General features: G+C 35.9%; 22 protein-coding genes. 14 read left to right on the top strand and 8 right to left on the bottom strand.

Annotated elements, in window-relative coordinates; genetic code table 11:
* The first annotated feature begins 50 nt into the window (after positions 1-50).
* Complete coding sequence (locus ES948_RS03455) at positions 51-1733, top strand: bifunctional diguanylate cyclase/phosphodiesterase (protein ID WP_152183541.1); 1683 nt, start codon at positions 51-53, stop codon at positions 1731-1733.
* On the opposite strand, the gene ES948_RS03450 is transcribed toward ES948_RS03455, so the two are convergent.
* Genes ES948_RS03450 through ES948_RS03415 form a run of 8 tightly spaced genes read right to left on the bottom strand, consistent with a single transcriptional unit; the run spans position 1730 to position 9563 of the window.
* Positions 1730-2761, bottom strand: coding sequence for a tRNA pseudouridine(13) synthase TruD (locus ES948_RS03450; RefSeq protein WP_152183540.1), 1032 nt, complete (start codon positions 2759-2761; stop codon positions 1730-1732). The genes ES948_RS03455 and ES948_RS03450 overlap by 4 nt on opposite strands.
* Before the next feature lie 8 nt (positions 2762-2769).
* Positions 2770-3609 (bottom strand): bifunctional riboflavin kinase/FAD synthetase, encoded by an 840-nt coding sequence (locus ES948_RS03445; protein ID WP_152183539.1) that lies wholly within the window; start codon positions 3607-3609, stop codon positions 2770-2772.
* The gene (gene tlyA / locus ES948_RS03440) at positions 3581-4288 is read right to left on the bottom strand and encodes a 23S rRNA (cytidine-2'-O)-methyltransferase TlyA (protein WP_152183605.1); all 708 of its coding nucleotides are present in this window, start codon (positions 4286-4288) and stop codon (positions 3581-3583) included. Before tlyA ends, ES948_RS03445 begins: the two co-directional genes overlap by 29 nt.
* Positions 4288-4740, bottom strand: coding sequence for a YaiI/YqxD family protein (locus tag ES948_RS03435; RefSeq protein WP_152183604.1), 453 nt, complete (start codon positions 4738-4740; stop codon positions 4288-4290). The genes tlyA and ES948_RS03435 overlap by 1 nt, the downstream gene beginning before the upstream one ends.
* Before the next feature lie 11 nt (positions 4741-4751).
* Positions 4752-6704, bottom strand: a complete 1953-nt coding sequence (ligA, locus tag ES948_RS03430) for an NAD-dependent DNA ligase LigA (protein WP_152183538.1) — start codon at positions 6702-6704, stop codon at positions 4752-4754.
* Between the two features lie 18 nt (positions 6705-6722).
* Positions 6723-8042: an MATE family efflux transporter gene (locus tag ES948_RS03425; protein ID WP_152183537.1), complete on the bottom strand. Its 1320-nt coding sequence runs from the start codon at positions 8040-8042 to the stop codon at positions 6723-6725.
* Positions 8039-8311 (bottom strand): hypothetical protein, encoded by a 273-nt coding sequence (locus tag ES948_RS03420; RefSeq protein WP_152183536.1) that lies wholly within the window; start codon positions 8309-8311, stop codon positions 8039-8041. Before ES948_RS03420 ends, ES948_RS03425 begins: the two co-directional genes overlap by 4 nt.
* A gap of 49 nt (positions 8312-8360) precedes the next feature.
* A complete protein-coding gene (locus tag ES948_RS03415; RefSeq protein ID WP_152183535.1) occupies positions 8361-9563 on the bottom strand; it encodes an MFS transporter in 1203 nt (400 codons plus the stop codon).
* Positions 9564-9692: 129 nt separating this feature from the next.
* On the opposite strand from ES948_RS03415, the gene ES948_RS03410 reads away from it, so the two are divergent.
* The 13 genes from ES948_RS03410 to mshL all read left to right on the top strand — a co-directional run bounded on the left by ES948_RS03410 (position 9693) and on the right by mshL (position 21995).
* A complete protein-coding gene (locus ES948_RS03410; RefSeq protein WP_152183534.1) occupies positions 9693-10094 on the top strand; it encodes a flagellar protein FlaG in 402 nt (133 codons plus the stop codon).
* Between the two features lie 155 nt (positions 10095-10249).
* On the top strand, positions 10250-11470 hold the full coding sequence (locus ES948_RS03405; protein WP_152183533.1) for an argininosuccinate synthase: 1221 nt from the start codon (positions 10250-10252) through the stop codon (positions 11468-11470).
* Between the two features lie 11 nt (positions 11471-11481).
* Complete coding sequence (locus ES948_RS03400; RefSeq protein WP_152183532.1) at positions 11482-12219, top strand: ferredoxin-thioredoxin reductase catalytic domain-containing protein; 738 nt, start codon at positions 11482-11484, stop codon at positions 12217-12219.
* A gap of 18 nt (positions 12220-12237) precedes the next feature.
* Complete coding sequence (rplI, locus tag ES948_RS03395) at positions 12238-12684, top strand: 50S ribosomal protein L9 (protein WP_152183531.1); 447 nt, start codon at positions 12238-12240, stop codon at positions 12682-12684.
* 6 nt (positions 12685-12690) lie between these two features.
* The gene (gene hslV, locus ES948_RS03390; protein WP_152183530.1) at positions 12691-13233 is read left to right on the top strand and encodes an ATP-dependent protease subunit HslV; all 543 of its coding nucleotides are present in this window, start codon (positions 12691-12693) and stop codon (positions 13231-13233) included.
* Entirely contained in the window at positions 13233-14564 is a 1332-nt protein-coding gene (hslU, locus tag ES948_RS03385; RefSeq protein ID WP_152183529.1) for an ATP-dependent protease ATPase subunit HslU, read from the top strand. The genes hslV and hslU overlap by 1 nt, the downstream gene beginning before the upstream one ends.
* Before the next feature lie 9 nt (positions 14565-14573).
* Complete coding sequence (gene era / locus ES948_RS03380) at positions 14574-15458, top strand: GTPase Era (RefSeq protein ID WP_152183528.1); 885 nt, start codon at positions 14574-14576, stop codon at positions 15456-15458.
* Positions 15448-16428, top strand: coding sequence for a L,D-transpeptidase family protein (locus ES948_RS03375; RefSeq protein ID WP_152183527.1), 981 nt, complete (start codon positions 15448-15450; stop codon positions 16426-16428). Before era ends, ES948_RS03375 begins: the two co-directional genes overlap by 11 nt.
* A gap of 2 nt (positions 16429-16430) precedes the next feature.
* Positions 16431-17720 (top strand): M99 family carboxypeptidase catalytic domain-containing protein, encoded by a 1290-nt coding sequence (locus ES948_RS03370; protein WP_152183526.1) that lies wholly within the window; start codon positions 16431-16433, stop codon positions 17718-17720.
* Between the two features lie 11 nt (positions 17721-17731).
* Positions 17732-19273 (top strand): hypothetical protein, encoded by a 1542-nt coding sequence (locus ES948_RS03365; protein WP_152183525.1) that lies wholly within the window; start codon positions 17732-17734, stop codon positions 19271-19273.
* Complete coding sequence (locus tag ES948_RS03360; RefSeq protein WP_152183524.1) at positions 19270-19902, top strand: hypothetical protein; 633 nt, start codon at positions 19270-19272, stop codon at positions 19900-19902. Before ES948_RS03365 ends, ES948_RS03360 begins: the two co-directional genes overlap by 4 nt.
* Entirely contained in the window at positions 19902-20345 is a 444-nt protein-coding gene (locus tag ES948_RS03355; RefSeq protein WP_152183523.1) for a hypothetical protein, read from the top strand. The genes ES948_RS03360 and ES948_RS03355 overlap by 1 nt, the downstream gene beginning before the upstream one ends.
* 9 nt (positions 20346-20354) lie before the next feature.
* Entirely contained in the window at positions 20355-21995 is a 1641-nt protein-coding gene (mshL, locus tag ES948_RS03350) for a pilus (MSHA type) biogenesis protein MshL (RefSeq protein ID WP_152183522.1), read from the top strand.
* Position 21996: the final 1 nt, after the last annotated feature.

Genomic DNA, 21996 nt, shown 5'->3' with positions numbered 1-21996 from the left:
ACATTATAAATGGTAATATTGATGTAACATAATTTTGCTATAATTTCCTTATGGCTATACAAGATATAAACATTGATGAATTTAGAACATTGTTTGACATGGCAACAGATGTTGCACATGTTGGTTACTGGGAATGGGACATTCAGACAAATGATGTCCTTTGGAGTAGACAAAAAATAGAAATATATGGCGAAGACTCTGAAACTTTTAAACCGGCATTTGAAAAGTTTTTAACTGTTATTGATGATGAGACAAAAGAGAGAGTCCTCAAAGAAATTGATGATGTTTTGAATCAAAAGAAAAAATATTATGACCTTCAACATAAAATCAAGCTCAAAAACGGTAAAGTTGCATGGGTACATGAAAAAGCCTTTGTCATCTACTCTGATGAAGGTCAGCCTCTACGCATGATAGGTATCGTTTATGACATTACCGACAAGATTCTTACACTTGAAAAATTAAAAATATCGCAAGAGCATACATCATTTCTCAAATCACATGACCAGCTGACATCACTGCTAAACAAGAACTCACTCTTAAAAAATTTAGAGGCGATGAGTAGTGAGAGTGAAAGATTTTCTATCCTCTTTTTAGATATAGATAATTTTAGAATTATCAACAACACCTATGGACATCTTTTTGGCGATATCGTACTGCAAAAAGTGGGTCATATGCTTCAAAATACAACCTGTAATAACCACTGCTACAGATACAGTGCTGATGAGTTTGTCATTATCGTAAACAGTGAATGTGACCTTCAAAAAACTCTTAAAAATATAAAAATGACATTTTCAAAACCGGTCTCCATTTCAGGTAATCTTTTACGCATCGGTTTTTGTATAGGTATATCATCCTATCCGAAAAATTCCACAGATATTCAAGAGCTTATAAAAGATGCAAATACAGCACTTTTACTTGCAAAAACACAAGGAAAGGAGCAGATACTCTTTTATGAAAGCTATATGAGCGATGAGATATCAAAACAGCATCTTCTTTTAGAAGCGCTCAAAGACTCCATCAAAGAAGAGCTTTTTCTCCCTTACTATCAGCCAAAAGTAAACTCACTTACAAAAGAGGTCGTCAGTTTCGAATCTTTAGTACGATGGGAGAGTCACGGAAAAGTCATTCCACCAAGTTTTTTTCTGCATCTTGCAAGGGAAAACAACCTTATAAACGAAATCGATCTTATCATGCTCAAAAAATCTTTGGCACAACTAAAAATTTGGCATGAGAATGGGCATAAAATCTCTATCTCTGTAAACTTTACAAACGATGACTTTAACAGTATTGCAATCTATAAAGTACTTCAGGAGTATCAAGAGCATCTTGAATATCTAACGATAGAAGTAACAGAGAGTGAACTGATGAATCTCAGTGATGAGGATTTACAACATCTTAATGAACTCAAAAAACTTGGAGTGAAGCTCTCTTTGGATGACTTTGGTACTGGATACTCATCACTGCAGTACATCCACAAACTGCCACTCGATGAACTAAAAATCGATAAAGCCTTTGTCGATAGAATTCCAGGTTCATCAAAAGATGAAGACCTGGTAAAAATCATCAAGTCAATTGCAGATACATTCAAACTCAGCTGTATTGTAGAGGGTGTAGAAAATGAAGAACAAAAAGAGTTTTTCAAAAAGCTTAACCTCACTACAATTCAAGGATACTTTTACTCAAAACCTCTCACACAAGAAGAAGCTACAAGAGTCTTGGAAAAAGGACTCTAAACTTTTCTTTTTTTAGCCGGATGTTTTCCCATCTGTGCACTAAAGTTTTTATTTGCTATTGCTTCTAAAAAAACAGTTGCATAAGAGCCTTTTGGCAGAGTAAAGCTAATATTTAAGATATCAAAATTATTTTTATAGTCAAGTTTGATATCAGTTGGAAATATCAATGCTTCTCTGCGTGAGCCCTTGTCATATAAAAACTCATCATCATATTTTTCTTCTATCTCACGTGCCGCATCTCTTGCACGGTAGACATCACGACCACAAAGAAGCCCAGTTGGGACAACCTTATGTGCTTCAAAATCACGCTGAGGCATCTTTTTAGGCGTAAAGAGTTTCCCTTCATCTGACAGATAGACATCACCCTCTAAAAGCAGAAACTTCCCACTGTTTTTCTCACGTGAGAGTAGTACACGCTCACGCAACCATTGGTTAAAGTAAAAAGATTGATAGACAGAGATAAGAAACTTTTTGAGCTTCGCATCTTCTATGTGCAACTCTCCGGCTATCATCTCACGTGCTTGATTGATGGAGTCTTCATCACGTCCAAAACGCTGATAGCCGAAGTAATTTGGCAGTCCATCCTTTGCAAGTTTTCTCGCTCTTTTTTCAATCTGCCCTGCTTCTATGGGTGAAACGCCAAAAAGGTTAATACTAAAACGGTTCCCAACCAAATCACCCATACGAATGGAGTACTTGTCCCGTGTAGTCTTTAAAATCTTAATACCGGGATGTTTGAACTTCTTGAGCGCTTTTTCATACTTGGCTTCTATACTTATGTACTGCGTTGTTGTTGCATGCTTGTCTTTAAGTCCTGCATAGCCAATCTTCTCAGCCGGTAGATTCAAAAACTGTGCAAAAGCCGCTATCATATCCCATGTTGTCATCTCAATCTTTTGCACACGTAGAATTATATAATTCCCTTTTTCACTGAACTTTCTCGGATTTTCATCAACGATAAAATCCTCTTTTGTCTGTTCAAACTTGAAGTTTATCTTCTCTCTGTCTTCTAAATATTCTCTTTGCAATTTTTTCCTTATAGTGCTAAACGATGTAGCACTTTGTTTGCCTGTGCTATATCTTTTTTGATTGCCTCTTTGAGTTTCTCAATAGAGTCAAATTTCTCATTGTTTCGTATAAAGTCCACAAAACTTATCTCTGCTTTTTTCTCGCATATTACTTCACTATCCAATATATGACTCTCAACTGCAAAGCTTCCGTCAGTGCTCACTCGGTGTCCTATAAAACTCACAGAGGGATGAAAATGTTCTTCATCATCAATACGTGTCAATGTTGCATAAACTCCCTCTTTTGGCAGTAAAAAATCCTCTACTTTGAGATTGATGGTTGCCACAAGCTCACGTGAGCCTATACCCTGCCCCTCAATTCGCTCACCTATAATACTATAGTTATGTCCCAAAAACTCATTGGCACCTTTTATATCACCAATTTGCAGTTTTGCACGAATCTTATGCGAATGTACCGAGTCATTATTATGTTTTACTTCATCAACCACGACCACTTCTCCATCAAAAAGTTTTTTTAAATCATTAAAAGAGTATTTTCTATCTTTTCCAAAATGAAAATCATACCCCACCACTATTTTTTGAAGTTTTGGAAATTTCTCTTGAAGCAGTTTGATAAAACCCTCTCCATCTAAATGGCGGATATCCTCAAGTTTGAGATACTCTATCTTATGGTCATTGTAATGCTCTCTATACCTCTGGGGTGTTAAATTCGCATAACCTGTCTCGATTACAACGATAACACCATCAGCATCCAGTTCATTAAAAAGTGCCTGATGACCAATATGCATACCGTCAAATCCACCGATTGCAATAGATCTACTATTTTCTAAAGTAATAGCAGTACTCAAGATTTCCGTCCTTTCCAGCAAGTTTTGCTGGAGCTTTTTTTACAAGCTCCCATGATTTTAACTTACATGCATCTTCAAAACGTATCATAGCATTACTTACAGCTTTTTTATCTAAGACCACACCATTCTTATCACGTTTTGCCTCACGTCCTACTTCAAACTGTGGTTTAAAGAGTAAAATAATATCTTGGCTTGCAAGCCTTTGGACATCATCTAAAATATGCAGCAATGAGATAAAGGCCACATCACTTACTATCAGCTCATATGGCTTATCACTCTCAAACTTGCGAATATCACACCCCTCATAGACCCTCACACGACTATCCTCACGCAAAGAGTGATGCAGTTGATCATGCCCGACATCAACACAACTCACCTCACCCACTCCACGTTCCAAAAGCACCTGTGTAAATCCACCTGTAGAGGAGCCGATGTCCAAAGCTCTCTTATTTGTGACATCAAGTTCAATCTCATCTAAAAAATAGAGTAGTTTATAGGCCGCACGTGAGACATAGCTTTTATGCTCTGCAATTTCTACTTTACTCTCTTCTTCTACTTTAAATGATGGCTTCTTCACTACTTTACCATCAACACTTACAAGAGCTTCTTTAATAATTTGCTGTGCTTTGTTGCGGCTCTCACACACTCCTTTTTCTACAAGGTAGTTATCAAGACGCATCATTTAACTCCAAATTTTTGTAAAAACTTATTGAACTGATTTGCAAAATGCTCTGCATCTTTTACTCCAAAAGGCTTTGGTCCTTTTGTTACTTCCCCCATCTCACGTATGTTCTCCATCAAGTTACGCATCGCAAGATACTGTTTTATATTGTCTTTACTATAGAGCTCACCACGGTGATCAATCGCATGCGCATTTTCACTGATGACTCTATCAGCGAGTGGAATATCTGCCGTAATGACCAGATCACCTTCTTCTACCATCTCTACGATTTTATGATCCGCTTCATCTGCTCCAGCATCTACAATCATATATGTTATACAATCAGATTTTCCGATATTTATCTTTTTATTTGCAACTACACAGGTAGGGATTTGCAGTTTTTCAATTTGACGTAAAATGATTGCTTTTAAGAGATTTGGAAATGCATCTCCGTCAATATATATTTTCAATGCATTTTCTCTCACGCAAGCATCCCACGCATCTCATCTTCTGTAAGTGTTGCAATCCCAAGACTTACTGCCTTGTCATACTTACTTCCTGCATCTTCACCATAAATTACGTAGTCTGTCTTTTTACTGACACTCCCACTTACTTTTGCACCCAAAGACTCTAACATCTCTTTTATCTTTGGTCGTGGCTCGTTCATCGTTCCTGTGAGCACAACCCTTTTACCTTTAAAAGGGTTCTCATCTGCTTCTTCTCTTTGCTCTGGTGCAACAGGTTGCAGGATAGCTTCAAGTTTTGTAACGGTTTGTAGATTTACCCGCATAAACTCCAAGTAGCTCTCCGCCATCTCATCACCAATGCCATCAATAGCTATAAGAGCTTCTTTACTTGCCTCTTTATACTCAAGTCCAAAAGTCTCTGCTATCATCTTTGAAGCCACTTCACCGATATGCTCAATACCTAAAGCATTGATAAATCGCCACAACTCAGCACCCTTTACACCTTCTATGGCCTTTAAAAGGTTTTGTGCTTTTTTCTCTTTGAACCCTTCTAATGTTAAGAGCTGTTCCATTGTCAAGCTAAAGAGATCTACTACACTTTGTACAAGTCCAGCATTAAAAAGCTGTTCAACAATTTTAATTCCAAGTCCGTCAATATTAAGACACTGCTTGGAAGCAAAATAGATGATGGAGTTCACTACACGTGCCTCACACTCTAAATTTTGACACTTTATAAGCACCTCTTCTTGCAGCAATTCACTGCCACATACAGGGCACTCTTTTGGTCTCTCAACTTTCACCTCATCACCATTACGCTCCTGCGTGAGGACTTTGACAATTTTTGGAATCACATCCCCACTTCGTAAAATGATGACCTTATCGCCGATGCGAATATCCATACGCTCTATCTCATCAAAGTTATGCAAGGTTGCACGTTCAACGACCACGCCGTCAATGTCCGTAGGTTCTACAATAGCTACAGGTGTAACAACTCCTGTTCGACCAACTTGGAGTATAATATCTTTAAGTGTCGTTATCTTCTCAACAGCCGGAAATTTATAGGCAACTGCCCAGCGAGGTACCTTTACTGTGTAACCCATATCGATTTGCGCTGCAATTTCATTGACTTTTACGACCATACCATCAAGCATCATAGAATAGCTCTCACGCTCCTCTTTCATCTGCTCATAGATAGCCTCTATCTCATCATACCCTTGCGCGAGAGCACGAAGTGGCGGTCTACGAAACCCAAGATTATAGATATATTCCATACGCTCACTTAGCAGTTTTTGTTTTAGGTCATTTACACCAATGCCGTAAGGAAGAAAAACCAAGTTGCGTGAGGCTGTTATCTTTGGATCCAGCTGTCGAAGACTTCCTGCTGCTGCATTACGAGGATTTGCAAAAGGTGGCTCACCCTGTTTGAGACGCTCTTGATTTATCTTTTCAAACTCATTTTTAAAGATAACAACCTCACCACGTATCTCAATTAATCCCTGATACTCAATTGTAAGTGGAATAGAGCGAATGGTTTTAACATTTTGCGTAATAAGTTCACCCTCTACTCCATCACCACGAGTAATTCCCTCACGCAGCTCTCCATTTTCATAGATAAGGTTCAGACTTGCTCCATCATACTTTGGTTCACAGTAGAATGTTACATTAGAGTCTAATCTGTAAGTCTTCTCAAGCCACTTCTTCAGTCCTTCAGCATCAAAAATATCTTCTAATGACCACATACGTGAGAGATGTTTGGCTTTTACAAACCCATCACTCACCTCGTCCCCGATTCTTTGTGTTGGAGAGTCCTTTAAAATTGCATCCGGATGTGCCTCTTCATACGCTACTACCTCATGATAAAGCTTGTCATATCCTTCGTCTGTCATAATCGGATCATCCAAGACATAGTAGTGATATGCCCAGAGATTAAGTTTTTCTACTGCTTCTTTATACTCATTAAAATTCATAAATATATTTTACCTTTTTTAAACTTTTGTATGCAACCAATTTCGTTTGGAATAGATATACCAGTAGATGATTCCTTTTATCAAAGTCTCCAAATTCATTATTGCAAAGATTACGATAATTCCATATCCCATTTTATATGCTATATAGGATGGAATAAGTCGAAATATCCAGAGTGATACAAGGTTGACTTTGAGTGTTGTTTTTGTCGCTCCTGCTCCACGCAGAGATGCAGAGTAGACAAACATAATGGCAAGTGGAATTTGTGCAAGACCTACCAAGATGAGATACTTAGAAGCTACTGCAATTGTAAGTTCATCTTTTGTAAAGAAGTGTACCAGATATTCTGGAAAAAGTATCATAATAAATCCGACACTTCCCATAAATATATAAGCAATACGCCCACTAATAATTCCCATATTATAGGCTTTATCTAAATCTTTAGCCCCTATATTTTGACCGACTAGTGCCATTGCCGCTATGGCAAAACCAAAGCCCGGCATAAAAGCAATGCCCTCTACTCGAAGTCCTACTTGATAACCGGCAAGTTCAGCCGTTCCATAGGCAGTAATGATAGAGACAAAGAAAAGAAAACTAAGGCTTGAGACTCCTCTGTCAATGGCTGCAGCATAACCGACTTTCAATACTCGCTTTATGTCTTTAAAACGAATGAGTGGCAGGAAATCAAGTTTGGAATTTGCTTGCTTTTTAATCAGCAGATAATAGGCAAGATTATTAAAACTGTAGGCAATCACTGTTGCAATTGCAGCACCTTCAATACCCATTGCTTCAAATCCAAAGTGTCCAAAGATAAAAACATAATTTAAAAAGGCATTGATTCCCGATGAAACCAGCTTGATATAGAGCGAACTTTTTGTATCGCCTGCTGCTGAGAGTGCATTATAGAGGAGTGTATCTAAAAAGATAACAATAATACCCAAAGAGATGATACGAAAATAACTCCCACCCTCTTGGACAACTTCAGGAGTTGCGCCCATCCATGCATAAAAATGATAGGCTCCAAAATAACCACTGACAGTGACAACTATACCCAAAGATATAGCAAGCAAAACAAGTGAGAAAAGCAATGCTGAAGCTCTCTTTTTTCGTCTTTGCCCGATAAAACGCGAAATGAGTGCATTTCCACCAACAACAAAAAGTGTCATCAGGACATTGACTATCATCATAAACTGCATACTCATACCAACAGCAGCTAAGGCTGCAACACTGACAGTTCCTACCATCAACATATCGATAAGGACCTGCAGAATATCTACAAGATGTTTTAGTGCTGCCGGAAAAGCTAAAGAGAGAACTTTTTTTGTATCACGTGAGATCATTTTTGAAAAAATTGTGCTACCTCTTGCATTGTTGCTATAAGTTCTTCTTGTGTTGCGAATTCTAAAACTTTCTTATCTCGCACATTTTCACCCGGTGGTGTATAATCAAAAACAAGAACATAATTTAAAAGCTTTACTTTATCACCGTAAAGCTCATACCACTCCAGGCTCATCTCTGCTACTTCACCCTGCATATCAATAACAACCGCCCCATAGAGGCGTGTTAATTTTTCTAAACTGATTACTTCACCGTTATATTTGTAATTCACTCTTTTTCATCCTCACTCAAACTTTTACTCATTAGCCCATCTTTCATTTTCAAATCTCATCGATTTTCTCTTTTTTTAGTATGAAATTATAATACACTGCACCTATAATAAAGCCAAGGCCCATGAAAAAAGCTATATTTTCCAAACTATAATCAACCGTTGTCAGATATCCAATCATATAAGAGGTAAAGGCAGCTGCACTTAAAAAGAGCATATCGTTATAGGCAACGATACGTCCATAGTATTTTTGTTCTATATTTTTCTGTAGAAGTGTATAGCTGTAAGACCAAAGTGTTGTTGTAAAAAAACCGACTATTATGCTTGCAAGTAGTGAGAGATAAAAACTGTGCATTACATATGCCCAAATCCAGATAGCTAAACCCTGTCCTATAAAAACATAGATAAGCCGTCTATTATTTATCCACTTTCCTAACACTACAGGACCGATCACTAAACCAACAGCCCGTGCAGAGTGTAGTAGTCCCAAAGCCAAAGATGTGGCAATTATGGAAGCATAGTATTTGTCTACCATTAAAGCTACAAGTGCATCAAAGGCAGTAAGCCCTACAAAAGAGTGAATCAACATTAGATGTAGTGCTTTAGGATTTACTTTAAGATAAGAAAATGTATCTTTCATCATAGCAAAGAGATTCTCTTTAATATGCAATATCTCATCTTTAAAATCTAAATTATACAAAAGAAAAAAAGCAAGAACAAACATAAAAGCATCCAGTAAAAAAGCGGTCTTTATGCCAAGCCAGTAAACTACAAAGCCACTAATTGCCATACCTAAAGTGTACGAAAGTGACCAGATTATAGAGTGCAGTTCATTCGCTTTTTGCAGCTTATCTCCATGCAAAATTTTTGGTAACAGAGACATCTCTGTTGTAAAATAGAATGAAGCCGCTGCCATCTTTACAAAGATTAAAAAATAGAGCAGATGTAAGTCTGAAAGCTCAGTTACAAAGACCAAAGCGGCCGTTGCTATAATCTCGACAAATATCAGAAAAAGCATCAGTTCACGTGCTCGAATCCTATCAATAATCGGTCCAGAAAACGGTGCTTGAATAACACCTGCTAAAAAGTTTAGCATTGCTACAAATGCCACTACTTCAGCTGAAACCTGCAGTTGAATCAAAAGAGTATAAATGGCAACATTAGAGAACCAGGCACCAAAATAAGATATAAGTTGAATAATGGAAAGTCTTCGTAAAACAATCTCAAAACGTAATAAATCTATATATATTTTCATAGATGCAAGAGTAGCATAAAATAGAGGAAAAAAAAGAAATTTGAAATTTTTTATTTTTTTTTCTAAAGTTATTTATTAGCTTGTCGATATTGTCATTAATAATTATATTCTGTAATAGAGGAGTAGGTCATGGATGGCATAGCAAATGTTGCAAGACAGCAACAATCCCAAGTAAGTCCGCAAGAAGCTCAAGGAAGAGTTGCTGAGCAAATGCAGACAACACAACAAGTTGCACAAAGCAGAATGAAAGAAGATAATGTTGTCAAAGAGATGCAAGAAGCTTCTTCAACTTCAAATGAAAAAATCAATTCAAAGAGAGATGTAGAGGATTTAGTAAAAAAACTAAATGAAGCGATGACACCGCTTAATCCTGATATCAAATTTGGTGTCGATCAAAATGACATCTTTTATGTAGCAGCAATTGATGCGAAAACGCATAAAATGATTCGAAGATTTCCGGCAGAACAGGCACAGGACTTCTTACCAAAGATGCAAGAAGTGACAGGGATATTGTTTGATTCAAAGGGGTAAATCTATGCTCAAATGAGCATATACCTACTCCTAACCTTCTCTCATTTACTTGAAATTTTCTTATTTACTCTTTTTAACTACTTTACTATAAGTAAAATCTCACCTATTTTTCGATATAATCGCGGTAATTATTTTACAATCAAAAGGTTTTTTACATGAAAAAAAGTGTTAAAAAAGTAGTATTAGCCTATTCTGGAGGGCTAGATACTAGTGTTATCTTAAAATGGCTCCAAGATGAATACAAATGTGAAGTTGTAACTTTTACAGCAGATTTAGGGCAAGGTGAAGAGTTGGAACCTGCTCGAAAAAAAGCACTTGAACTTGGTATTAAACCTGAAAATATTTTTATTGATGATTTGCGTGAAGAGTTTGTAAAAGATTTTGTTTACCCTATGTTTCGTGCAAACGCAATCTATGAAGGGGAGTATCTTCTAGGTACTTCTATTGCTCGTCCACTTATTGCAAAACGTCAAGCTGAGATTGCAAAGATTACCGGAGCTGATGGTGTAAGCCACGGTGCAACTGGTAAAGGAAACGACCAAGTACGTTTTGAGATGGGTTATCTTTCTCAAGACTCAACACTTACTATCATTGCTCCGTGGCGTGAGTGGGATCTAAACTCACGTGAGAAGCTTTTAGCGTATGCGGCAGATCATGGCATTGCTATCGAGAAAAAAGGAAAGAAATCTCCTTACTCTATGGATGCAAACCTCCTACACATCTCTTATGAAGGTGGAATCTTAGAAGACCCTGCAGCTGAACCTGAAGAGTCTATGTGGTTATGGTCAAACTCTCCAGAGAATGCTCCTGATACTCCAGAGTATATTGAGATTGGCTACAAGAAAGGGGATCCTGTAACACTTAATGGTGAGGAGTTAACTCCTGCTACAATGCTAAAAACACTCAATGAGCTTGGCGGAAAGCATGGAATCGGACGTGTAGATATTGTTGAAAACCGCTTTGTTGGAATGAAAGCACGTGGTTGTTACGAGACGCCGGGTGGAACTATTATGTTAAAAGCACACCGTGCTATCGAGTCTATCACACTTGACCGTGAGGCTGCACACTTAAAAGATGAAATGATGCCAAGATATGCAAAACTCATCTATAATGGTTTCTGGTTCTCTCCGGAGCGCGAAATGCTTCAAGCTGCTATTGACAAAACACAGGAGTGGGTAGAAGGAGCTGTAAGACTAAAACTTTACAAAGGCAATGTAACTGTAGTTGGAAGAAGTTCAGACGTATCTCTCTTTAATGCGGAATACTCAACTTTTGAAGAAGATGAAGTTTATAACCAAAAAGATGCTGAAGGTTTCATCAAACTCAATGCATTACGTTTTATCATTGAAGGTAAAGCAAGAAGAGAAAAAAAATAAAAGGACAAAATATGAGTATAATTAAAATAGATATGAACTCACCTGAATTTCAGGCAGAGTTAGAAAAGACTATCAAGTTTACAGATAAAGTAAATGCTCAGTTTGGTTGGGTATACAACCCGCAAGAGGAAGTAAACGAAGGCGTACAGATGGGTCTTGCTCGTAACAAGATGATGTACAAAAAACGTTTCTGCCCTTGTTTTATGGTTATCGAAGAAGATGGTAAACCAAAATCAGCAGATGATAGAATCTGTCCTTGTAAACCGGCTATCGAGAGAGAAATTCCCCAAAACGGAGTTTGCCATTGTGGAATCTTCTGTACACCAGAATTTGCTGCGAACAAAAGAGTAGAACTTGGAATGGAAGAAGCGGCACATACACACTCACGCGGTCTTACAAAAGAAGAGTGTGAGATGCTTGTGAACAAAGATGAACTTGATGGTGATGAGCTTGTTTCACTTCTCGAAGCACGTGAGATTGGTATGGTTAAATTCACACTTGTTGATGTACGTGAGTATATGGAGTGGCAAATGGGTCATATTAAAGGTGCAGACAAATTAGTACCAACAAGCTCATTTTTCCAAACTTGGGAAGAAGCAAACTTAGCAAAAGATGAAAATATCATTGTTTATTGTCATGTAGGAAGCCGTTCGGCACATGTTGCAAGAATCTTAATGGATAACGGATATAGTAAAATTGGAAACCTGACAAACGGAATCGTTGCATATCCAGGTGAAATAGAAAGATAAAAAATTTAGGATACAAAAATGAAAGTACTTTTAATACAAGATGTAAAAAGTTTAGGAAAAGCTGGTGAAGTCAAAGAAGTAAAACCAGGATATGGCCAAAACTTTTTAATCAAAAAAGGATTTGCAAAACCAGCAACTCCTGAAATCATTGCAGAGCATGAAGCGGAACTTAAAAGAAAAGCCGAAGAGGAAGCAGCAGAGATTGCAAGACTAAACGAACTAGCACAAAAACTTGACAAACTAGAGATTATCATCACAAAAAAACTTGGCCAAAACGGTCATCTTTTTGGTGCTGTTACAAAAGATGAGATTGCACATGCACTCCAAGAGCAGCATAAGATTGAGATAGATAAAAAACATATTACAGAAAAAACTGCGATTAAAACTGTAGGTGAGCATGATGTTGACTTGAAACTCGGTCATGGAATTCATGCAACACTTCACGTAGACGTACAAGGCGAGTAATTTTAGATGTTTGATGCTACAACGATATTAGCCTACAAAGGAAAAGACAAAGCCGTCATCGGTGGTGATGGTCAAGTTACTTTTGGCGACAGTGTTTTAAAAGGCAATGCAACAAAAATACGTACACTCTACCACGGTAAAATCTTAGCAGGTTTTGCCGGAAGTACTGCGGATGCCTTTAATCTATTTGATATGTTTGAAGAGTTTTTAGAGAATAAAAAAGGGGATCTTTTAAAGTCCGTTGTTGAGTTCTCTAAGGCTTGGAGAAAAGACAAGGTACTCCGTCGCTTAGAAGCTATGATGATAGTACTCAATCAAGAGCATATTTTTATACTTACAGGAAACGGCGATGTTGTAGAGCCTGAAGATGGAGAGGTTGCTTCCATTGGTAGCGGAGGTAACTTTGCTATCTCAGCTGCACGTGCACTGAAAAAACATGCATCTTTAGATGAAGAAGAGCTTGTAAAAGAATCCCTCCATATCGCTGCAGATCTGTGTATCTATACAAACCATAATATCAAAACTCTCATTTTAGAGGATAAAAACTAATGAATATGACGCCCAAAGAGATAGTTTCTTATCTTGATAAATATGTTATCAGCCAAAAAAATGCTAAAAAAACAATAGCTCTGGCACTTCGTACACGTTACAGACGTATGCAGTTAGATGATGAGATGCGTCAAGAGATAAAACCGAAAAACATCCTTATGATAGGCTCAACAGGTGTTGGTAAAACAGAGATCTCACGCAGACTTGCGAAGATGATGAAAGTCCCTTTTATTAAAGTAGAAGCATCTAAATATACAGAGGTCGGTTTTGTAGGACGGGATGTCGAATCTATGATTCGTGATTTGGTCGTTAACTCTATCTCTATTGTTAAAGCAGAACAAGAGGAAAAAAACCGCGAAAAGATAGAAGACTACATCATCAATCGTATCACGGAAAAACTTGTTCCCCCTCTTCCTGCTGGGGCTAGTGAGAGTAAAAAAGATGATTATCAAAGACTCCTTGAAGCAACAGAAAGACGTGTAGAATCAGGTGAAATGGATGATAAGATCATTGAAATTGAACTAGAGTCAAATATGACCATAGAGTTCAATGATACAAATCTTCCTCCAGAGATGGCTAAAGTTCAGGAGAGTTTTTCAAAAGTTTTCTCTACTCTAAATAAAGAAGAGAATAAAAAAGAGGTGACAGTCAAAGATGCAAAAATATTACTTCGCCAAGAAGCAAGTGCCAAACTTTTAGATATGAACTCCGTTACTGCCGAAGCACTTCGCCGTGCTGAGAATGGTGGTATAATTTTCCTTGATGAAATAGACAAAATTGCACTCAGTGAAAAATCACAAGCTAGAAATGACCCTTCCAAAGAGGGAGTACAACGTGATCTGCTTCCTATAGTGGAGGGTTCAAGCGTCTCTACAAAATATGGAACGATTAATACGGACCATATCCTCTTTATTGCAGCTGGAGCTTTTCATGTAAGTAAGCCAAGTGACTTAATTCCTGAACTGCAAGGTCGTTTTCCACTCAGAGTTGAACTTGAAGCACTGACAGAGGAGACACTCTATGCCATTCTCACGCAGACTGAAAACTCACTGCTTAAACAGTATGAGGCACTCCTTGGTGTTGAAGGTATGAAGCTTACTTTTGAAGACGATGCTGTTCGTGCTATCGCAAAACTCTCACACCGTGCGAATGAAACGGCAGAAGATATCGGTGCAAGACGTCTGCATACTGTGTTAGAACGCATACTAGAAGATATCAGTTTTAATGCTGATGAGTACAAAGACCAAGAGTTTGTAGTAACAAAAGAGCTTGTACATGAAAAACTTGATGAAGTTGTCGAAGATGATGACCTCGCTCGCTACATTTTATAAAGGTAAACTATGACAAAAGCTGGTTTCGTCTCTTTGATTGGACGCCCTAATGCTGGAAAAAGTACACTAATGAACTCACTTTTAGGTGAGAAGATAGCGATGGTAAGCCAAAAAGCAAATGCTACAAGGAAACGTTCCAATGCTATTGTTATGCATGACAATGCTCAAATCATCTTTGTAGACACACCCGGTTTGCATGAAAAAGAGAAAGTTCTTAACAAGTTTATGCTTGATGAAGCACTCAAAGCAATGGGGGACTGTGACTTAATCGTTTACTTAGCACCAGTTACAGACTCAACCGAACACTATGAAAAATTTTTAAAACTTAATAAAAAAAATATTCCACATATTATAGTACTCTCTAAAATCGATCAGGTATCACAAGAGAAGCTCTTTAAAAAAATTGCCTCATATAATCAATACGCAGATAATTTTGAAGCGCTCATTCCAGTAGCAATCCCTAGAAAAGTCGGTCATAAAGACCTGCTTGACACCATTGCAAAACTACTTCTAGAGTCTCCATTTCTTTATGACCCTGAAGATTTAACAAGTGAACTTGTACGTGATATCTATGCTGGTTTTATCCGAGAGGCTATCTTTGAGAATATCAGTGATGAAGTCCCTTATGAATCAGATGTTATCATCGACTCAATTGAAGAAGATCATGGCATTGATAGAATCTATGCAACTATCATCATTGAAAAAGAATCCCAAAAAGGTATTATCATTGGGAAAAAAGGTGAAGCGATTAAAAGAATCGGAAAAGCAGCACGTCAGAAGATAGAAGAGCTCAGCGGGAAAAAAGCCTACCTTAACCTGCAAGTCGTAGTAAAAAAAGGCTGGACAAAAGATAAACACTTTTTAAAAGAGATAGGATATGACAATGCACAATAATTTTTATAAAACAGTTTTTTCAATACTTTTTCTTTCATCTTCACTCTTCGGAGTTGACCTCCATCTTTTAACCCACTATAGAAACAATGGCATCAATGATATAGAAAAAGAACTTGATAAAAAACTTGCACAAGAGTCCTATTGGAATGATTATCTTAAAAATATTGATACCTCTTTTGGTTACTTTGAATCCTATACAAATATTCTTACATGTGATAAATCAAAATCTCGACTCTCTATCTACAAAAAAGATGACAACAACACCTATCAATTAAAAAAAGAGTATAGTGCTTATACAGGAAAGATGAAAGGTGACAAGCATAAAGAGGGAGATCTTCGCACACCTGTCGGTGTTTACAATATTGTCAAAAAGATAACAAAAGTTGACTCTTTTTACGGGCCGATGGCATTTGTCACCTCTTATCCTAATATATATGATAAGTATCAAGGTAAAACAGGACAAGGCATCTGGATTCACGGTCTTCCTATTAAACAAGAGAGGGATGAGTTTACAAAAGGATGCATCGCTATCAACAATCAAAGTATAGAGTGTCTCGATAGAAATATAGATATATCAAAGACTATTTTGATTATTGATGAAGAGAGTGTGAAAAAAGAGGCATCAAAAGAGCGACTCTCAAAAGTCCTTGCAAGTCTCTTTGCATGGAGATACTCTTGGATATATAATGATATAGATACCTATCTCAGTTTTTATACTCCGGAATTTAAACGTTTTGACGGTATGAATTTTGAACAGTTTAAAAAGTATAAAACTAGAATTTTCAATAAAAACGAAAAAAAGACCATTATATTCAGACAGATCAATGTTATCCCCTACCCTGATACAAAAGATATCTTCAAAATTGCTTTTTTAGAAAAATATAAATCAAACAGCTTCTCCTTTACAGGGAACAAAGTTCTTATAGTAAAACTTACAGAAAATAAGTTCAATATTATTACAGAAAGGTAATTATGAAACTTTTCGTAATTATCTCTCTGTTTTTCTTTACACACTTATCTGCAAAGATAAATCTTATCAAAAAAGAAAATTCTGATTCTAACACAACACTTTTGGTTATCGGTGGTATCCACGGTAATGAACCAGGAGGCTATTTTTCAGCTGCAGTCCTTGCTACACACTATAAAATTCTCTCAAAAAATCTCTGGATCATTCCAAATCTCAACCAAAAAAGTATTATTGCAAACAGACGCGGTATACATGGAGATATGAACAGAAAATTTGCAACAATTAATGAAAATGACAAAGACAAACCAACTGTTGATGCCATTAAAAAAATCATACTTGAAAAAAAAGTCTCTCTTGTTCTTAATTTACATGATGGACACGGTTTTTACAGAGAAAAAGAACAAAGCAGTATTTTCAATCCAAATGCCTGGGGACAGACCTGTGTCATTGACCAGTGTTCACTCAATAAGAGTCAACCTTTTAGTAACTTAAATGACATAGCACGTAATGTCAAAGAAAATATCAATAAACAACTCTTACAAAAACATCATATTTTTAATGTCAAAAATACAAAAACAAAATTTAAAGATGAACAAATGCGTTTATCTTTAACATATTTTGCAGTAAAAAACAACAAACCGGCCTTTGCAATTGAGACCAGTAAAAGCCTCTCTTCCATTTCTCAAAAAGTCTTCTATCAGCTCCTTGCAATTGAAGAATTTATGAAAATAATGCATATAAAATACGCTAGAGACTTTGAATTAAGCGAAAAAAATGTCGAACAGATAATAAAAAATTATGGAACTTTGGAAATAAATCACAATATTTTGTTAGATTTATGTAATATCAAAAAATCTTTAAGCTTTATTCCGCTAAAATCAAAGGGTAACGACTTTAACTGTTCCAATCCGTTGGGAGCGGTTAAAAAGAATAAGTATGGCGCATACGATGTATTTATAGGTAATAAAAAAATTACCTCGCTAAGGCCTCAATATTTTAAAATGTCAAAAAATTGTCCACGAATTTATAAAATTGAGGCGGATGGAAAGTTGATTTCTTTGCCAAAAGCTTCAAACTTTTATATAAGTGACGATTTTAAGATTATTAAAGGTAAAAACTTTCGTGTAAACGTTATTGGTTACCACTCAAAAAACAGCAAAGATGAGAGTGCTATCACGATCTCTTTAAAAGATCTCAGTAAAAGGTATGCTGTTGATAGAGCCAATAAAACTTACAGAATCGAGTTTTACAGTAACGATGGATTTTGTTCCATGTTAATGGTTAAATTTAAATAGGATTATAATTAATGAGTACGTCAGCACAACACTCTTTTTCAAGTGTACTATCTGTTAATCCCTACAAAGATGCCTACTTTAGTAGTGTTTCTAGTTTTATTAGTGAATCAAAAACTCCTGAATTTTCAAAAGAACAATTTGTTATCTCGTATTTAAATACAAAAGAGTTTATAACAGCACAGATTGAAATCAGTAAGAATATTCCCGAAGAAGATCTCTATGACGCTATTAATAGTAAAGCATACGATGAATTAGCACTTGACCAAGCAGTTGAATATCAAATTCAATATATAGAAAATTTTCACAATTTAGATGAAGAGAACAGGCATTTTCATCTCTTTATAGTTGATCCGCTTGATTTAACAACAACATTTGAAAGAGTGGTTGAAAAAGTAAAATATATTGATGTTATCATCCCTGCTCCTTTACTTATTAAATCACTCTATGCAAAAGAGATTATTGACAGTAGTAATACACACTGTTTTATCTATTTTCAGGAAAATGATGCGTCTCTAACAATTTACAGCAACAAAGAGTTTATTTACACAAAATCTATCAAATACTCTTTTTTAGATATGCATGAAAGGTTTTGTGAACTGTACGGTGAAAGAATTCCATATGATGACTTTATGGAATTCTTGACAGAAGCAAATCTTAAAGATACAGAGAGTGAATATAAAGAGTATTTCATTCGACTCTATAAAGAGCTCATTGCAAATATCAATGATATTTTAACGTATGCAAAACGGGCTTTTGAGATTGATAAGTTTGAACATGTATATATAGGTACACAAGTTAAAACTGAGACAAAACTTCATGAGATGCTAGAAGTTGAGCTCAATATTTATGCAAGTGAATTTGATTTTGACTACGGTTTTGAGACAAGTGATGAAGTTTATCTTGATCAAATGCACTCACTTATGCAGCTCTACACTCTTGTTCCTCCAATGGATAGATATGAATGTAACTTTACAACTTATAGACGTCCACCAAAATTTATTCGAAGAGAGAGTGGTAAGCTTATAATACTTACAGCAGCCGCTTTTGCACTTGCTTTTGCCTATCCTATTACATACTGGATTTTAACATATGCACAGGAACTTCAAGAAGACCTTTTAAAAGAGGACTATAAAGAAGTGCACAATATAAAAATCACAAGAGAAGCCACTATTAAAAATAGATTGGCAGATAAAGAAAAAGCATTAACACTATTAGAACAAGAGAAAAAAGAGTATAACGATAAGAAAAATACACTTATCAAGATTCATGAAGTAAAAGTCGATTATCCAATGAAAGCGAAACTTATATCAGAGTTTGCAAATGACATCAATAAATTTAAAGTTAAGGTTTCATCAATAGGATACAGCGAAGATGAAAAAGTAGGTAAAGTTCTAACATTGAATCTTGTTTCTTTGAAAGATAGAGAGATTACAAAACTTGTTGAATATCTTACAAAAACTTATGAAACGAAATATGATTTTGACTTAGAAGAGATTAAAATCAATGACAAGTCAGACTTATATACCAGTGAGTTGAAAGTGAAGTTATTATGAAAATAAATATAGAAGATTACTTACATAAGATAGATAGGGCATTTCAAGGGAAAGAACAAAAAGAGATATATATGACATACGTCATGATAGTTGCCGGTATATTTGCTTTTGCTTACCTTTTCTTTTGGGATAGTTCTTTTGAGAGTTTTGAGCAGACAAGAGAAAATGTTAAACGATTTGAGAAACAGATTGCAAATGACAAACAGTATCTGCAGAGAAATCCAGAAACAAAAATCACTCAGCTTGATAGAGAGATTAAAAAAATCAATGATGAAATGATGATGCATAAAAATAACAATGCTTATATTAAGCATAAAATTGAAGCTATCTCATCTCTTATCTATGATGAAAGTGCATGGGGTGAATACCTTGACTCTATTACAACCAATGCTCAAAAATACCATGTGAAAATAAATTATATAACAAACAAGTATGCTGATACAGGAAGTTCATTTGGACATATTTTAAATATCACTGTATCTTCTGAAGGAAACTTTAGAAATACTGTTAAGTTCATCAATTCTATGGAGCAAAGTGATCTTGTTGTAGATATACATGATTTTAATATCACAGCCGAAAATATTTTAAATTCGGATTTTAGAATCTCAGTATGGGGGATTAAATACTAATGAAAAAACTAACTATAATCTTACTATTACTCCTATCTACACAGCTTTTTTCAAATGAACTTGCTTGGGTAGATGAGCAGATAGAAGCTATCAAACCACCGAGAAAAGGTATAGATAATAAAAAAATTTCAAAATTGAAAGATCCATTTATCTATTTAAAAACCAAAAAAGGTAAAAAAAGGAAGAAAAGTACATATAGAAGTAGAAAATCCTCAACATCAGGTTCTAAAAAAGTTCGTACTTACTCTTCAAAAATTTCATTAGAAGCGATCTTAAACAAATCTGCCCTTATTAATGGAAAATGGTATAGAGAAGGTGAAAAAATCTATGAATACAAACTTGAAAAAGTGAATCTTAAAACAGTACTCTTAACAAAGGGTAAGAAACAATTACTTCTCTCCACTGTGAGTAAAAGTAAAAACCTTAAATTTAATAATAAGTAGGAACGAAAAATGAAATTTATTAAAACATCGCTATGTGCAGCAATACTAACAGCAATGGTATCAACAAGTAGTTTTGCAGATTGTTCATATGAACTCTTTAGCATAAGTTCATCAAAAAACACGAAGATAATGGACTTTATAGAACAGCTCAGTGATGAGTGTGGTTTTAGTATCATCATTACTGATCCTAATGCAGAAGAGTTTCTTCAGACAAAGTTAAACAAAACGAACTTGAAGAACCTAACAATAGATGAAGTACTTAATATTATTTTATCAGAGAACAATCTCTCATACACTTTAGAGAACAACCTACTTAAAATCTCTTACTTACAAACAAAAGTCTTCAATATTGACTATATTCTTTCACAAAGAAAAAGTACCGGAAGCACTGATGTCACACTTAGTTCTTCATCTAATGGAGGTCAAGGAGGCACTTCAATACCTGGAGGCATGGGTGGTGGTGTCGGAGGAGGCACAGGTGGAACTACTGGAGGAAGTACTTCTACAGCTGATAGTGGTATAAAGATAGAAAGCAGTGATGAAGTAAAATTCTGGGAACAACTCGATACTGAATTTCAAAGTGTGCTCAACCGTCCACATGATGCATACCATGCACCAGCTCCGCTTATTAACAAAAATGCCGGGCTTATTACTGTCACAGCAACAACAAAACAGTTGAAAAGATTTGAAAAGTATCTTAAAAAGCTTCAAGACAAAGTACAACTACAGGTACTTATAGATGTACAGCTTTTAGCAGTAACAATGAGTGAAGGTAAAACGACAGGGATTGACTGGAAACAGCTTTATGCACTTCAGAACTTCCAAGTTGGTATTAACACACTCGAACTTAAAAATGTTGATACATTTGATACTACAGATGCAACTTCTCCAAATATTACTACAGCAGCTCTAAATGGTGCGGCTGGAATGGCAAAAATCGTAACACTTAAAGGTGGTGCTTCACTCAATGAAGTTATTAAGTTTCTAAAAACGCAAGGTGATGTTAATTCTATTTCAAATCCAAAAGTTCTAACACTTAATAATCAACCAGCACTTATTACTGCGGGTACAGAGTACTTTTATAAAATCAAATCAGAAACGAACCAACAAGGTACCGGTGGTGGCGTTGCTGCAACAACACAAAATGAAAATGTCCAATCAGTCTTTGCAGGTGTTCTTTTAACAATTACACCTGAGATCTCTGATGATAAAACAATTACACTGAGAATCAATCCGTCACTCTCTGAGACAACGACAAATATGGCAGACGTACCAAATACAGGTAGAGATATGCCACCCGATTTAGCTCGTCGTCAACTCTCATCTGTTGTAACAGTAAAAGATGGTAACAGAATTATTCTTGGTGGTCTTATCAATACCAAAAATACAAATAATACAAGTAAAGTTCCAATCTTAGGTGATATTCCTATTATAAGCTATCTATTTAAATATGAAGAAATGATAAAAGAGACGCAAGAGTTGGTAATTATTATTGAACCACATATTATACATAAATCAAAAAACAGTGTTTCACTTTCTGATTTAGGTTATGAAGGTTTAAGTAATGACTTAATTGACCTTGAACGTGCTTCAAAAAATGCTAAAAAAGCTGAAACAAGCGAAGCAAACACTACAAATAATGAAAAATAGG

Origin of the sequence: Sulfurimonas indica (genome assembly GCF_009192995.1) — a bacterium.
In the GTDB taxonomy this organism is placed as follows: domain Bacteria; phylum Campylobacterota; class Campylobacteria; order Campylobacterales; family Sulfurimonadaceae; genus Sulfurimonas; species Sulfurimonas indica.
Note: the sequence above shows the minus strand (reverse complement) of the source record. Positions and strands in the feature narration are given on the sequence as shown.